The sequence below is a fragment of the Comamonas guangdongensis genome (assembly GCF_041079535.1).
Lineage (GTDB): Bacteria > Pseudomonadota > Gammaproteobacteria > Burkholderiales > Burkholderiaceae_C > Comamonas > Comamonas guangdongensis.
This window is the reverse complement of sequence record NZ_JBFYGN010000002.1, coordinates 83,831-98,102: the sequence shown is the minus strand read 5'-3', so window position 1 is coordinate 98,102 and position 14,272 is coordinate 83,831. Positions and strand designations below refer to the sequence as shown.

The following is a 14,272-nucleotide window of genomic DNA, read 5'->3' as shown; positions in this document are numbered from 1 at the left end:
AGCCTTCACGTCTTTGCAGGCAAGCGACAATCGCCTCATGCCCAATACCGCTTCTACGCCCCTCAACGCCGGACAGCAGTTGCTGGCCGCGGCCGTCGCCGCGGCCCTGCTCGCAGGCTGCGCCACCCGCCCCGAGCCCACCCCGGCAACGGCGCCAGCCGCAGCGCCGGCGGCGGCCGACAGCGAGGCCCAGGCCGAAAGCCGCATACAGGCCAGCAACTTCGCGCACTGGAAGCAGGAATTCGCCGTGCGCGCGCGCGCGGCCGGAATCACGGAGCGCACGCTGAGCAGCGCGCTGGCCAATGCCAAGCTGCAGCCCAGCATCATCAAGCTGGACCGCGCCCAACCCGAGTTCACGCGCACGCCCTGGCAGTATCTGGACAGCGCGGTCTCCGCGCAGCGGGTCAAGACCGGCAAGGCCAAGCTGCAGGAATATGCGGCGCCCATGCAGGCCGCAAGCCAGCGCTATGGCGTGCCGGCCAGCGTGATCACGGCCATCTGGGGCATGGAGAGCAATTACGGCAGCAACTTCGGCAGCTTCTCGGCCATCGATGCGCTGGCCACCCTGGCTTTTGACGGGCGCCGTGCCGAATGGGCGCAGAAAGAGCTGATTGCGGCGCTGCGCATCATCGACAACGGCGATATCGACGCCGCCCACATGATCGGCTCCTGGGCCGGCGCCATGGGCCACACGCAATTCCTGCCCTCGGTGTTTCTGCAATATGCGGTCGACGCCGACGGCGACGGCCGCCGCGACATCTGGGGCTCCATGGCCGATGTGGCGGCCTCCACCGCCAACTATCTGGCCAGCTCGGGCTGGAGCGCCGACGAGCCCTGGGGCGTGGAGGTACGCCTGCCCGCCGGCTTCGACTATGCGCGCACCGAGCTTGCCACGCGCCAGGATAGCAGCGCCTGGGCCGCCGAAGGCGTGCAGAGCATGGATGGCCAGCCCCTGCCCGCCATGGCCGGCGCCAGCGTCATCGCGCCCGCGGGTGCGCGCGGCCCCTCGTTCATGGTGGGTGGCAACTTCCGCGCCATACTGCGCTACAACAACTCCACCAACTACGCGCTGGGCGTGGGCCTGCTGTCGCAGCAGTTGATGGGCGCAGGCGGCGTACAGGCCCAATGGCCGCGCGATCTGAGCGCCATGAGCCGGGAGCAGACCAAGGCCCTGCAAGCGGCCCTCAACCAGCGCGGCTTCGCCGCGGGCAGCGCCGACGGCGTGATGGGCCCGGCCACGCGCGCCGGCCTGCGCCAGTACCAGCAAAGCCAGGGCCTGGTGGCCGACGGCTATCCCACGGCGGAGCTGCTGCAGCGCCTGCAGGCTGGCAACTGATGCAAAAAAGATAGCTTTTGGCGCTTGCCTGTCGATGAAACAGGCATGCATCTAGCCGGAAACCGATGACTGGATGGCGTTGCCCGCTCTCAAATAAAAAGCGCGACTCCGATACCGGAGCCGCGCTTTTTTTTGTTGGGGCCTGAGTTTGGGCCTGGTTCAGCTCTTGCCGGCGGGCTTGGGGTAGCTGACCTCCAGAATCTCCAGCATGCGCACGCCCGCGGGCGTGGGCAGGGCCACCTCGTCGCCCACGCGCGCCTTGAGCAGCGCGCGCGAGACCGGCGCAATCCAGCTGACTTGGTTCTTGGCGCTGTCGGCCTCGTCTATGCCCATGATGGTAATGCTGCGCTCCACGCCCTCGTCATCCACATAGCTCACGGTCGCGCCAAAAAACACCTGGTCGCTGCCCGCGTGCACAGCGGGGTCCACAACCTCGGCAATTTCCAGGCGCTTGGTGAGAAAGCGGATGCGCCGGTCGATCTCGCGCAGGCGCTTCTTGCCGTAGAGATAGTCGCCGTTTTCTGAGCGGTCGCCATTGCTGGCCGCCCAGTGCACGATCTCCACGATCTTGGGACGTTCGTTGTCGATCAGCTCAAACAGCTCGTCTTTAAGGCTTTTGTAGCCCTGTGGCGTGATGTAGTTCTTGCCGCCCGCGGGCAACGGCGGCAGAGCGCCGACCTCATCATCGTCGTCGCCATCGGATTCTTTGGTGAAAGCCTTGCTCATGACCCTGATCTTCACACAGATCGGACGCTGGCAAACACAGTGCGGGTTTGGAGGCAGAAAACGAAAAAGCCTCAGAATCTTGCGACTCTGAGGCTTGTCGTTTGGTGCGGCTGGCAGGAATCGAACCCACGACCCCTTGGTTCGTAGCCAAGTACTCTATCCAGCTGAGCTACAGCCGCTGAAGCAATTAGTATAACCGAGTTTTGCCACCCATTTGGGAAAACCCGAACTTTTCTGCTTGAGATGCAAAACAACCGTTCCGGCCATCCCGCCAGGCGGGCTCAAAGCTCTGGCATGGCGCGCGCGATCAGCTCGTCCATGGGTGCCGAGACATCGAGGGTGCCGAAAGCCAGGCCATGGCCGCCGTCCAGGCGCGAGTGGCAGAAGGCCGCTGCGACCGCATCCGGCGCCCCCGCCGTGAGCAAGGCCGCCTGCATGGCCAGGGCCATGCGCTCGACCACGTAGCGGCTGTTGTGCTCGAGCACGGCCGTGTCGTTCAGAGCCTTGACCAGCCACTCGGCCTCGCGATCCAGGGCCGCGTGCTGGCCGCGCACGCGGTACAGCTCGGCAAACAGGGCATCCCGCACCTCGGGTTCGCGCCGCAAGGCGCGCAGCACGTCCAGGCACTGCACATTGCCGCTGCCTTCCCAGATGGAGTTCAGCGGCGCCTGGCGGTACAGCCGCGGCAAAATGTTTTCCTCCACATAGCCTATGCCGCCCAGGCATTCCTGGGCCTCGTTGACAAAGGCCGGAGCGCGCTTGCAGATCCAGTACTTGCCCACGGCCGTGACCAGCCGCGCCAGTGCGGCCTCGTGCGCGTCATGCGGCGCGCGGTCCACGGCCCTGGCGATGCGCATGGCCAGCGTGGTCGCGGCCTCGCTTTCAATCGCCAGATCCGCCAGCACATTGCGCATCAGCGGCTGGTGGATCAAGGTCTTGCCGAACACGCTGCGCTGGCAGGTGTGATGCAGGGCCTGGACCAGGGCCTGGCGCATGCCGGCCGCCGAGCCCACGGCGCAATCGAGCCGCGTGAGCGCCACCATCTCGAGAATCGTCGCCACACCTCGCCCCTCGGCCCCGACCGGATAGGCCGTGGCACCCAGGAACTCGACCTCGGACGAGGCATTGCTCCAGTCGCCCAGCTTGTCCTTGAGCCGCTGGATGCGCACGGCATTCAGGCTGCCGTCGGGCAGCACGCGCGGCAGCAGAAAGCAGCTGAGGCCGCCCTCGGCCTGGGCCAGCACCAGATGCGCATCACACATGGGGGCCGAGAAAAAGAACTTGTGGCCCACGATTTCATGGCTGCCATCGCCCTGGCGCAGGGCCCGCGTGGTGTTGGCGCGCACATCGGTGCCGCCCTGCTTTTCCGTCATGCCCATGCCTATGGTGCAGGCCGTCTTCTGCGCCTGGGGCAGGGTACGCGGGTCATAGACGCTGCCCAGAATCCTGGGCAGCCACTCCTCGGCCAGCGCCGGGCTGTGGCGCAGAACGGGAATCGCCGCATGGGTCATGGTCAGGGGGCAGCCCGTGCCCGCCTCGGCCTGGCCGGAAACATAGGACAGGGCCGCGCGCACCACATGGGCGCCCTCTCTGTCCTCATGCTTCCAGGAAAAGCTGTGCACCTGCGCCGCCATGCTGTGGCGCATCAGCTCATGGTAGGCGGGGTGAAACTCCACCTCGTCGATACGCCGGCCATAGCGGTCATAGCTGTGCAGAACCGGCTTGTGCGCATTGGCCAGCTCGCCCTGCGGCATCATCTCGGCGCCGCAGACCCCGCCATGCCAGTGCAGATGCTCGGCGGCCCAGCCGCCACCCTCGCGCTCCACGCAGTCGCGCAGTATGCGGTCGCTGGACCAGAGGTTGTAGGCGGGCATGGGCCGGGGCTGGTTCAGAACCTCATGCGTCAGAAAACTGGCTTTGATCGACATCTGCAACGACCTCCATGGCTCTATAAAATATTACTTTCCGCAAAAATTCAAGTCAATATAAGTAATATTTAGCCTCAAGCCATGACGCGGGACCTCCGAACCGCTCCTCCAGAACCAGGATTGCCAGCATGCTGCCCCCGCCCCCAGACACCCAGGCCGCGCCCGGCGCGCGCGAACTGCTGCTCAAGCTCCTGGCCTCGCGAAAAGAGCAGGCATTGAGCGCCAGCGAAGCCATACGCGCCGGCGCGCTGTTCGATATAGCGCCCAACAATGTGCGCGTCGCACTCAACCGCCTGCTGGGCAGCGAACTGGCGGAAACGACGGGACGCGGCAGCTACCGCCTGGGCAGCAAAGGCCTGGCGCTGGGCCATGAGATCTCGGCCTGGCGCCACAGCACCGAACGCCTGACCGCCTGGAGCGGCCACTGGATTGCCGTGCTCGGCGATGTGCACGGGCGCAGCGACCGCAAAGCCCTGCGCTCGCGCGACCGGGCCCTGTCGCTGCTGGGCTTCAGGGAACTCGATCCCGGCCTGTATATCCGCCCCGACAATTTTTCAGGCTCCGCCGCCGGCGTGCGCGAACGCCTGAAGGATCTGGGCCTGGCGCAGGATATCCCGGTCTTTCTGGCCCAGGCTTTTGATGCCGTGCGCGAAGCGCGGGCCCGAACCCTGTGGGACAGACGCTTGCTGGAGCTGGCCTATGGGCAAACCCGGCGGCAGCTGGAGCAATCGCTGACGCGGCTGCCGGCCATGCCGCTGGAGGCTGCGGCCCGCGAAGCCTGGCTGCTGGGCGACCGGGCCATACGCCAGCTGGTATTCGATCCGCTGCTGCCCGAGCCGCTGGTGGACGGCGGCAGCCGCCAGGCCTTCATCGAGGTATTGCGCCGCTACGACGCGGCGGGAGTGCGGCTGTGGGAGGACTATCTGCAGACGGCCGCGGAAAGCCATGACACATAGACAAAAGCCTCAGAGTATTTCTACTCTGAGGCTTGTATCTGGTGCGGCTGGCAGGAATCGAACCCACGACCCCTTGGTTCGTAGCCAAGTACTCTATCCAGCTGAGCTACAGCCGCATTGGCGGAGAGGGTGGGATTCGAACCCACGGTACGTTTGCACGTACGCCTGATTTCGAGTCAGGTACATTCGACCACTCTGCCACCTCTCCTGTGTCGAAGCATCTATTGTAGCCTAAAAATTCAGGCCTTCAGCAAAGTTTTGCCGCCCATGTACGAAACCAGTGCTTCTGGCACGGTGATCGAGCCATCGGCGTTCTGATAGTTCTCCAGCACGGCGACCAGCGTACGGCCCACGGCCAGGCCCGAGCCGTTGAGCGTGTGCACCAGTTCGTTCTTGCCCTGGGCGTTCTTGAAGCGCGCCTGCATGCGGCGCGCCTGGAAGGCTTCGCAGTTGGAGACCGAGCTGATTTCACGGAAGGTGTTCTGCGCCGGCACCCAGACCTCGAGGTCATAGGTCTTGGCCGAGCCAAAGCCCATGTCACCCGTGCACAGGCTGACCACGCGGTAAGGCAGGCCCAGCTTCTGCAGCACGGCTTCGGCGTGGTGCGTCATCTCTTCCAGAGCCTCGTAGCTCTTTTCGGGATGCACGATCTGCACCATCTCGACCTTGTCGAACTGATGCTGGCGGATCAGGCCGCGCGTGTCGCGCCCGCCCGAACCGGCTTCGGAGCGGAAGCAGGGGCTGTGCGCCGTGAGCTTGATGGGCAGACGGTCCTCGGCCAGCACCTCGTCGCGCACCAGATTGGTGAGCGGCACTTCGGCCGTAGGGATCAGGTACAGGGCCGCGGTGTCGGGCACGGGCTCGGCGTCCTGGCCGCCCTTCTGGGCTGCAAACAGATCGCCCTCGAACTTGGGCAGCTGGCCCGTGCCCCTGAGCGAGTCGCCGTTGACGATATAGGGCACATAGCATTCGGTATAGCCATGCGCCTCGGTCTGCAGATCGAGCATGAACTGCGCCAGGGCCCGGTGCAGGCGCGCGATCTGGCCCTGCATCACGGTGAAGCGTGCGCCGGACAGCTTGACGCCGGCTTCAAAGTCCAGGCCGATGGGCGCGCCCAGATCCACATGGTCCTTGATCTCGAAGTCGAAATTCTTGGGCGTGCCCCAGCGGCGCACTTCCACATTGCCTTCCTCATCGGCGCCCACGGGCACGCTTGCGTGCGGCAGATTGGGCACGGCGGCCAGCATGGTCTGCAGCTCGCCCTGAATCTGGTCCAGGCGCGCGGCCGACTGCTCGAGCTCGGTCTTCATGGCCGCGACTTCGGCCTTGGCGGCTTCGGCGGCGTCCTTCTCGCCCTTGCCCATCAGCATGCCGATCTGCTTGGACAGCTGGTTGCGCTTGGATTGCAACTCCTCCGTGCGGGTCTGGATGGACTTGCGTTCGGATTCCAGCGCCTTGAAGGCTTCCACATTCAGGAAGGCTTGCGGATTTTTGCGGGTTTGCAGTCGGGCGACGACTGAATCCAGGTCTTTGCGGAGAAGTTGAATGTCGAGCATAGGCTGCAATTTTAGAGCGTCCGGCCGGACCCGGCTGCCACGCATGGGTTTGGACGCAGCGGTTTGTGCACAATCGCCGGCAAGCCGCGGCGGCCGCACCGAGCCGATCCAGCCCCAAGCCCTCATCCCCAGGAGCTGCCATGTTTTTTGTTTTCGGTCCCAACGGACAGATGGTGCGCCATGCGGCCGCCCAGCTTTCACCGGTCTCCGGTATCCGGCGCATCGACCGCCCCCAGGCCCTGCGCACGCGTGCCGAGGATGCGCCCCCCTCTTTTCAGCAGATCTGGCGCGAAACCCGGCACGGGGGGCCGGACGCCCTGCCCGAGCACGCCGCCGAGAATTCCCATGCCCAGGCCGCCATCCACGCCTATGCGGCCACCGAGCAGGAGCTGCGCCCCGAACGCCGGCCGCTGCAGCATGTTGCCGACGTGATGAGCGCGCGGCCCATGACCGTGGCGCCCGATACCGTGGTCAACCAGGCCTGGCAGCAGCTGGCCGAGCGCGGCGTGGCGCAGGCACCCGTGGTCAATGCGGAAGGCGGCGTGATCGGCCTGCTGCTGCGCGCCGATATGGCGCCGCTGGATCTGCTGCCCGAGCCCGGCGCCATCGAGCAGGCGATTGCGCTGGCGCGCCGGCCGGTGCGCGAGGTCATGCTCTCGCCCGTGCCAGCGGTCTCGCCCGACACCGAGCTGCGCCGTGTGGCCACGGCCCTGCTGGATACCGCTCTGCCGGGCCTGCCCGTGACCGACGAGAGCGGCCTGCTGGTCGGCTTCATCAGCCGCAGCGACATTCTCAAGGCCGTGGCCGCCGATCCGCCGCTGGATCTGTGGAGCTGATTGACCGCTATCAATAGCAAAGCGCCTTGCGCCAGCCATCCCTGCGGCTCCGGTTGATTCAACCTTGGAACCCAGACATGGCCAGCGCAAGGCGCTATGAAATCAGCGATTGATGCTCAGCGACCGGTCTCGGGCGCCTTGCGCACCTCGATTTCCAGCCCCGTGGCTGCGTCGATCTTCAAACCCTTGGGCAGCGGGAACTTGATGGTTTCCTCGATGCCGTCCATCTTGCGCACGGCCACGGCGCCCAGCTGCTTGATGCGCGCTATGACCTCGTCGACCAGCACCTCGGGCGCCGAAGCGCCGGCCGTCAGGCCCACGCGCGCGGCGTCGGCAAACCATTCTTCGCGCAGCTCGCCCGCGTTGTCCACCATATAGGCGGGCGTGCCCAGGCGATCGGCGAGCTCGCGCAGGCGGTTGCTGTTGGAGCTGGTGGGGCTGCCGACGACGATGACCAGGTCCACCTGGGGCGCGAGAATCTTCACGGCATCCTGGCGGTTCTGCGTGGCATAGCAGATGTCCTGCTGCTTGGGCTCGCGCACCTTGGGAAAGCGCGCGCGGATCGCGGCCTTGATGCCGGCCGCGTCGTCCACGCTCAGCGTGGTCTGCGTGACCACGGCCAGCTTCTCGGTCTGGCGCGGCTGCACGCGGACCACATCGGCCTCGTCCTCGACCAGGTGGATGCCTTCGGACAGCTGGCCCATGGTGCCTTCGACCTCGGGATGGCCCTTGTGGCCGATCATGAGGAACTCATAGCCTTCCTTGGCCAGCTTGGCCACCTCCACATGGACCTTGGTCACCAGCGGACAGGTGGCGTCGAAGATGGCAAAGCCGCGCTGCTCGGCCTCCTGCTGCACGGCCTTGGAGACGCCGTGGGCCGAGAAGATCAGCGTGGCGCCGGGCGGCACTTCGTCCAGCTCTTCAATGAAGATGGCGCCCTTGGCCTTGAGGTCGTTGACCACAAAGGTGTTGTGCACGATCTCGTGGCGCACGTAAATGGGCGCGCCGAACTTGGCCAGCGCCCGCTCGACGATCTCGATGGCGCGGTCCACGCCGGCGCAGAAGCCGCGCGGCTCGGCCAGCAGGATTTCCTTGGCGCCGACCACCTCAGAGCACTCCGATCAGCTTCACTTCAAACGTCACCGGCTGGCCCGCCAGCGGGTGGTTGAAGTCGAACAGCACGGCGCCATCCTCGCGCACCTGGACCACGGCGCCCGCATATTGCCCCAGGCCGTCGGGCGTGGGGAACTGCACCACATCGCCGGCAGCATACTGCTCGTGCGGATCGCCGAGCTCGTTCATGAGCTTGCGCGCCACCCACTGCATCATCTCGGGATTGCGCTCGCCAAAGGCCGTGCCGGCGGGCAGATCGAAGCTAGTGTGCGTGCCCTCGGGCAGACCGATGAGCTTTTCCTCCACGGCCGGCGAGAGCTCGCCCGCACCCAGAGACAGGGTGGCGGGCTTCTCGTTGAAGGTGTTGATCACATCGCCGGCCGGTCCGGCCAGACGGTAATGCAGCGTAAGAAACGAGCCGGCCTGCACGACGGGCAGGTCCGAGGCAGCGGCGGTGGGGGTTGCGCTTGTGGTCATGAAAGTCCCGATAAACTGGCTTGCATTGTAGAAAATCCCTCATGTCCCCGCGAGCTGTGCTGCGGATGGCCTCTGCAACACCCGCTCCATCCACCCGAAACCTGATGCCCATCAAAGACCTGCCCCTGGATGCCCAGCCGCGCGAGAAGCTTGCGCAGCGGGGTGCGGCCGCGCTCGCCGATGCCGAGCTGCTGGCCGTGATCCTGCGCACCGGCATGGCGGGCAAGAGCGTGCTGCAGCTGGCGCAGGAGCTGCTGGAGCTGCCCGGCGCCGGCGGCCTGGCCGGACTGCTGGCCGCGGGCGGCAAGGAGCTGGCCAGCATCAAGGGCCTGGGCCCGGCCAAGCGTGCCGAACTCATGGCGGTGCTGGAGCTGGCCCGCCGCGCCACGGCCCAGCAGCTGCGCGAACGGGAAGTGTTTTCCTCACCAGAAGCCGTCAAACACTATCTGCAGCTGCATCTGGCAGCCAAGTCCCACGAGGTGTTTGCCGTGCTGTTCCTGGACGGCCAGCACCGGCTGCTGGCATTGGAAGAAATGTTTCGCGGCACCCTGACACAAACCTCGGTCTACCCACGCGAAGTGGCGCTGCGCGCGCTGCACCATCAGGCCGGCGCGGTCATACTCGCGCACAACCACCCCAGCGGCAGCGTGCAGCCCAGCAGCGCCGACCGTTCGCTGACCGCCACGCTCAAGTCGGCCCTCGCGCTGCTGGACGTGCGCGTGCTCGATCACATCATCGTGGCGCCGGGCGCCGCCTGTTCGATGGCCGAAGAGGGCCTGCTATGAACCACGCCCGCCACAGCCTGCAGGACCTGGCCGGCATCTCGCGCCAGCTCAAGGCCGCACGCGAACAGGCCGAGGCCCTGGCGCGCGCCCAGGCCGAGGCACGCGCCGCGCGCGAACGCGAGCGCAATCTGTTTGCGCTCAGCATTGGCAAGATTACCCCGCTGAGGACGCGCAACGAGGTCAGCTTTCAGGAACCCCAGCCCTCCCCCCTGCCCCTGCAGCTGGTTCTTGATGAGCAGAGCGTGCTGCGCGAAGCCATGAGCGACGAGTTCGATGTCAGCACCCTGCTCGACGTGGACGACCAGCTGAGCTTTCGCCGTCCCGGCATCGGTCTCGATGTAACGCGCAAGCTGCGCGGCGGCCACTGGAGCATCCAGCATCAGCTGGACCTGCACGGCCTGCGCTCCGACGAGGCCCGCGAGGCCCTGGGCCAATTCATACGCCTGTCGCACCGCACCGGCGTGCGCTGCATACGCATCGTGCACGGCAAGGGCCTGGGCTCGCCGGGCCGCACGCCCGTGCTCAAGGGCAAGGTGCAGCGCTGGCTGGTGCAGAAAAAAGAGGTGCTGGCCTTTGTCCAGGCCCGCCCGGCAGAAGGCGGCGCGGGCGCCCTGGTGGTGCTGCTGCAGCCGGGCAAGCGCCGGCTGTTCTAGGCTTGCTGCGGGCCACAAGCGCGATCAACGCCCCACAGGCACCGTGCCGAGCGGCAATGGCAGGGGCCGCATATCGCGCCCGTAGATTCGGCGTATGCGCTCCGGCAGCGTGGGGTGGGACTCCAGCCAGTCCTCCAGACGGCTGGCATGGGGTGTCTCGGCCAGCAGCATGTGCTGCACGGTGCGGTGATCAAGTCCGATATGCCTGCGCTCATCGGCCTGCCAGCTGCCATATTGCTGCTGCGCCAGCTCGCGCTGCGTCAGCACCTTGCGCAGCACGCCGCCCAGGCCGTCCTTGCTGCGCGTCCATTGCACGGCACGCGCATCGGCCAGGTATTCGCGCTGGCGCGACACGGCGGCCTTGAGCAGCTGGCCGCAGAGCCAGCCCACAAAGCCCGCGGCCTGGATGAACAACCCAAACCATTGGGTCAGCAGGTTTTCCCGCTCGCGCATGCTCCGGCCAAAGTTGTGAATCAGCTCCAGCCCGAAGACCATACCCGCCAGCTGCATGTTCAGGCGCGTGTCGCCCTCGCGCAGATGGGACAGCTCGTGCGCCACCAGCCCCTGCATTTCTTCGCGGCTCAGCTGATCCAGTGCGCCCTGGGTGACAGCGATGATGGCGTCCTGCGCATCCCAGCCCGCGGCAAAGGCGTTGATGGCCTCGGTCCGCGCCAGCACCGTGACCTGCGGCGCAGGCCAGTGCGCGGCGATGCACATTTCATCGACGATATTGCACAGCTGCTGCTCGGCCAGCGAGCTGCGGGGACGCGCCTCGCGGGCGCCCACACGCTCGGCCAGCTTGCGACCGCCGTGACGCAGCTGGTCCAGCTCTATCCAGCAGCCGCCCAGCACCAGCAGCAGGGTCACGCCTATATTCACGGCGGCGAAACCCGTGGGATAGTCCCAGCCGCCAAAGGCCAAGGTTCCCAGCCACCAGGCCAGCATCAGCCCCAGGTGCACCGAGGCCACCACGGCCAGCACGCACAGCACAAACGACAGCAGCAGCCAGCGTGTGCTGCGCCTGGCTTCGCGCTGCCGCACCCAGAAGCGCATGGCCTCAGAACCTGACCTGGGGCACTGCGCGCTCCTGCTCGCTTTGCGTGGAGGCCAGCATGCCCATATGCGCAAAGCCGGCAAGGCGGGCCACGATCAGATCCGGAAACACCCCGGCCTGGTTGTTGAAGTCCAGCACCTGGTCGTTATAGGCCTGGCGCGCAAAGCCGATGCGGTTCTCGGTGCTGGTGACTTCTTCGCTGAGCTGCTGCATGCGGGCATCGGCCTTGAGTGTGGGATAGGCCTCGGCCAGTGCCATCAACCGCCCGACCTGGCCGCCCAGCACCTGCTCCGTAGCCATGAGTGCACCCATGGCCTGGGCCCTGCCCGGCGCCTGGCGGGCCTGGTCGGCCGCACTCACGGCCTCGCCGCGTGCGCGGATCACGGCCTCCAGCGTCTGTGCCTCATGCTGCATATAGCCGCGTGCGACCTCGACCAGATTCGGGATCAGATCATGGCGGCGCTTGAGCTGCACGTCGATCTGCGCGAATGCATTCTCCACCTGGTTTCTATGCGTGCGCAGCCGGTTGTAGACGGCAACCGCCCAGATCACGAGCACCACAAGCACGAGCAGCGCGATATATCCCATCAGAACCTCCCCAATGATTTCCCCCATCATAGCCAGCAGCATGAAAAAACCCGCTGCGGCCAGTCGGCCGCGGCGGGTCGGTTCAAGACCGGGCTTATTTGGACAGGTCGATCTGGTACTTGCTCATGCCCTTGCCGGAGCCGTCATCGGCGGCCAGCACGGAGATGCCGTTCAGGCCCGCATCCTGGGCCACGCTCAAGGCATCGACGCCGGAGCTGAACACCACGGGGCCTGCTGTCGCTACCTTGGTGAAACGCCAGCTCTTGGCCGAGCCATTGGCCGCACGCGTGACCTGCGGGTTCTTGCGCACATACTCGATCACCACATCGCGGTTGGCATCGGGCGAGGCCCAGATGGTGGACGAGCCGTTGAGCTTGGGAATGAAGCTGGCACCGCTGGTGGCGCGGTAGTTGTTGGTCGCGATCACGAACTCCTGCGCCGGATTGATGGGCAGGCCCAGATAGCTGAGATTCCTGATGCGGCTGCCCAGGGGCTGGGTCACATCGATCTCGTACTGCACGTCGGCCGTGGTGAACATGTCGAAGTTGTAGCCGGGGAAGCTGCTGATCAGCTGCTGCTCGGCCGTCTTGCTGACATCGATCTGGTTGAAGCGCTTGGCCGCAGCCTCCAGCCAGTCCTTGATGTCGGCGCCGTTCACCTTCACCGCATACACGGTGTTGGGGTACAGATAGAGGTCGGCCGCGTTGTAGATGGCCAGGGGGCCGGCAGCCACATCGGTGAAGTCCTTGCCGCCCTGGAAGCCCGATTTGAACGGCGCGCTCACGGACAGCACCGGCAGGCTTGCATACTGCGGCAGATTGGACTGGACATAGCTGGCCACATAGCTTTGCTGGGCCTGGTTCACGATCTGGATGGCGCCCGGGTCGCCCACATCGGCAAACAGCGTGCTCATGCGGAAGTCCGTGCTGCCTATCGGGGTCTTCACATAGCTGATGGCCGCCTGGTGCTGAGTCTCTATCAGCGGCGCGATCGCCGGGTCGGCGTTCACGAACACCGTGGCGCCAGAGGCGTCCTTGTTCTGGATGTTGCGCAGCTCGCTCTTGCTGCCGCTCTTGTCCACGCTCCACTGCTTGCCATCCCATTTGAGCGGCAGCTGGATCACGCCCAGGGCCTTGCCCCAGGAGCTGGCCATGACGGCGGGCACGCCGTTGACGGTGCCGGCCTGGTTGTCGACCCCGCTCTGGCTGAAGGCCGGCTTGGCCGAGCGGTCGGGAAAGATGCTGTGCTGGTGGCCCATGACCATGGCATCTATGCCTGCCACCTTGGACAGATACAGGCCCGGGTTCTCCATGGTGGCCGAGTAGGCGGCGCCGTCCATGCCGCCGTGCAGCAGGGCCACGACCACATCGGCGCCCTTGGCGCGCAGCTCGGGCACATATTTGCGGGCCGACTCCACCGCGCCTTCGGTATAGACCTTGCCTTCGAGATAGCGCTTGTCCCAGTTCATGATGCCCGGCGTGGTGAAGCCGATCACGCCGATCTTGATCGGCAGCCTGACCTCCTTGCCGTCGCTGCCCTTGGCCACCATGGTCCGCTGCAGCAGCACATAGGGCTGGACCAGAGGCTTCTGGGTCTTGCTGCTGTAGACGTTGGCCAGCACGGCCGGATAACCGCTGCCCACGCACTTCTGGCTGGCATCGACGCCATCGACCTGCATGCCGCCGCCCAGCACCTGGTTCAGGAACGGCAGGCCGTAGTTGAACTCATGGTTGCCCAGCGTTCCCGCATCAAAGCTCAGTGCGGCCATGGCCTTGAACATGGACAGCTGCTGCGTGCAGGGTATGGGCTTGACCTCGGCCTCGTAGTCGGCCAGGGCCGTGCCCTGAATGGTGTCGCCGTTGTCCACCAGCAGCGTGTTGCCGAACTCCTGGCGCGCCGCACGGATCAGCGTGGCCGTGCGCTCGAAGCCGTAGCTCTTGTCTTCGGCCAACTTGAAGTAGTCGTAGCTGCGCACGTTGAAGTGCAGGTCCGTGGTTTCCAGCACGGCCAGGGTCGCCGTGGCCGGCTGGCTGGGTGCCGAGGAAACGGGGCTGTCGCTGCCGCCGCAGGCCGCCAGCAATACCCCGCAGCCCAGGGCCGCCAGCACATGGCGGCGTTGCCGCAGCGCCAATGAATAACCACCGGCGCGCAACCCTGCGCCGGGCAAATACCTGTCCTGCATGCTCACTCCCTGCTTGTTAAAGTGCAGGCAGTGTCGGCAGCGCTGTTTACAAAGGCATGAAGGAAATTTGACGAATCGAAAT

General features: G+C 65.8%; 13 protein-coding genes and 3 tRNA genes. 5 read left to right on the top strand and 11 right to left on the bottom strand.

Annotated features, from left to right (window positions below):
• Positions 1-37: 37 nt before the first annotated feature.
• Complete coding sequence (locus AB6724_RS02005; RefSeq protein WP_369336826.1) at positions 38-1,336, top strand: lytic murein transglycosylase; 1,299 nt, start codon at positions 38-40, stop codon at positions 1,334-1,336.
• 159 nt (positions 1,337-1,495) lie between these two features.
• Here the strand turns inward: AB6724_RS02005 and greB are convergent, their stop codons facing one another.
• The 3 genes from greB to AB6724_RS01990 all read right to left on the bottom strand — a co-directional run bounded on the left by greB (position 1,496) and on the right by AB6724_RS01990 (position 3,990).
• Entirely contained in the window at positions 1,496-2,062 is a 567-nt protein-coding gene (greB, locus tag AB6724_RS02000) for a transcription elongation factor GreB (RefSeq protein ID WP_369336825.1), read from the bottom strand.
• Between the two features lie 102 nt (positions 2,063-2,164).
• A tRNA-Arg gene (locus AB6724_RS01995) sits at positions 2,165-2,241 on the bottom strand.
• A 102-nt stretch (positions 2,242-2,343) separates the two neighbouring features.
• Positions 2,344-3,990 (bottom strand): isovaleryl-CoA dehydrogenase, encoded by a 1,647-nt coding sequence (locus tag AB6724_RS01990; RefSeq protein WP_369336824.1) that lies wholly within the window; start codon positions 3,988-3,990, stop codon positions 2,344-2,346.
• A 128-nt stretch (positions 3,991-4,118) separates the two neighbouring features.
• Here AB6724_RS01990 and AB6724_RS01985 point away from each other — a divergent pair, with 128 nt between their 5' ends.
• Entirely contained in the window at positions 4,119-4,946 is an 828-nt protein-coding gene (locus tag AB6724_RS01985; RefSeq protein WP_369336823.1) for a PaaX family transcriptional regulator C-terminal domain-containing protein, read from the top strand.
• A gap of 39 nt (positions 4,947-4,985) precedes the next feature.
• Here AB6724_RS01985 and AB6724_RS01980 read toward each other — a convergent pair.
• The 3 genes from AB6724_RS01980 to serS form a co-directional block, all read right to left on the bottom strand.
• Positions 4,986-5,062, bottom strand: a tRNA-Arg gene (locus tag AB6724_RS01980).
• Between the two features lie 2 nt (positions 5,063-5,064).
• Positions 5,065-5,154: transfer RNA gene (locus AB6724_RS01975), tRNA-Ser, on the bottom strand.
• A 31-nt stretch (positions 5,155-5,185) separates the two neighbouring features.
• Positions 5,186-6,502, bottom strand: coding sequence for a serine--tRNA ligase (serS, locus tag AB6724_RS01970; protein WP_369336822.1), 1,317 nt, complete (start codon positions 6,500-6,502; stop codon positions 5,186-5,188).
• A 140-nt stretch (positions 6,503-6,642) separates the two neighbouring features.
• Between serS and AB6724_RS01965 the strand changes: the two genes are divergently transcribed.
• Complete coding sequence (locus AB6724_RS01965) at positions 6,643-7,338, top strand: CBS domain-containing protein (RefSeq protein WP_369336821.1); 696 nt, start codon at positions 6,643-6,645, stop codon at positions 7,336-7,338.
• 116 nt (positions 7,339-7,454) lie between these two features.
• Here the strand turns inward: AB6724_RS01965 and ispH are convergent, their stop codons facing one another.
• Together ispH and AB6724_RS01955 are read right to left on the bottom strand one after the other, a co-directional pair.
• A complete protein-coding gene (gene ispH / locus AB6724_RS01960) occupies positions 7,455-8,444 on the bottom strand; it encodes a 4-hydroxy-3-methylbut-2-enyl diphosphate reductase (protein WP_369336820.1) in 990 nt (329 codons plus the stop codon).
• 1 nt (position 8,445) lies between these two features.
• Positions 8,446-8,928, bottom strand: coding sequence for an FKBP-type peptidyl-prolyl cis-trans isomerase (locus AB6724_RS01955; RefSeq protein WP_369336819.1), 483 nt, complete (start codon positions 8,926-8,928; stop codon positions 8,446-8,448).
• Between the two features lie 104 nt (positions 8,929-9,032).
• On the opposite strand from AB6724_RS01955, the gene radC reads away from it, so the two are divergent.
• A complete protein-coding gene (radC, locus tag AB6724_RS01950) occupies positions 9,033-9,713 on the top strand; it encodes a RadC family protein (RefSeq protein ID WP_369336818.1) in 681 nt (226 codons plus the stop codon).
• The gene (locus AB6724_RS01945) at positions 9,710-10,366 is read left to right on the top strand and encodes a Smr/MutS family protein (protein WP_369336817.1); all 657 of its coding nucleotides are present in this window, start codon (positions 9,710-9,712) and stop codon (positions 10,364-10,366) included. The genes radC and AB6724_RS01945 overlap by 4 nt, the downstream gene beginning before the upstream one ends.
• A 24-nt stretch (positions 10,367-10,390) precedes the next feature.
• Here the strand turns inward: AB6724_RS01945 and AB6724_RS01940 are convergent, their stop codons facing one another.
• From AB6724_RS01940 to AB6724_RS01930, 3 genes are all read right to left on the bottom strand, one after another.
• The gene (locus AB6724_RS01940; RefSeq protein ID WP_369336816.1) at positions 10,391-11,419 is read right to left on the bottom strand and encodes a M48 family metalloprotease; all 1,029 of its coding nucleotides are present in this window, start codon (positions 11,417-11,419) and stop codon (positions 10,391-10,393) included.
• Between the two features lie 4 nt (positions 11,420-11,423).
• Positions 11,424-12,011 carry a LemA family protein gene (locus AB6724_RS01935; RefSeq protein WP_369337016.1) on the bottom strand — a complete coding sequence of 196 codons (588 nt, stop codon included), beginning with the start codon at positions 12,009-12,011 and terminating at the stop codon, positions 11,424-11,426.
• Positions 12,012-12,102: 91 nt separating this feature from the next.
• Positions 12,103-14,190: a bifunctional 2',3'-cyclic-nucleotide 2'-phosphodiesterase/3'-nucleotidase gene (locus AB6724_RS01930; RefSeq protein ID WP_369336815.1), complete on the bottom strand. Its 2,088-nt coding sequence runs from the start codon at positions 14,188-14,190 to the stop codon at positions 12,103-12,105.
• Positions 14,191-14,272 lie beyond the last annotated feature (82 nt).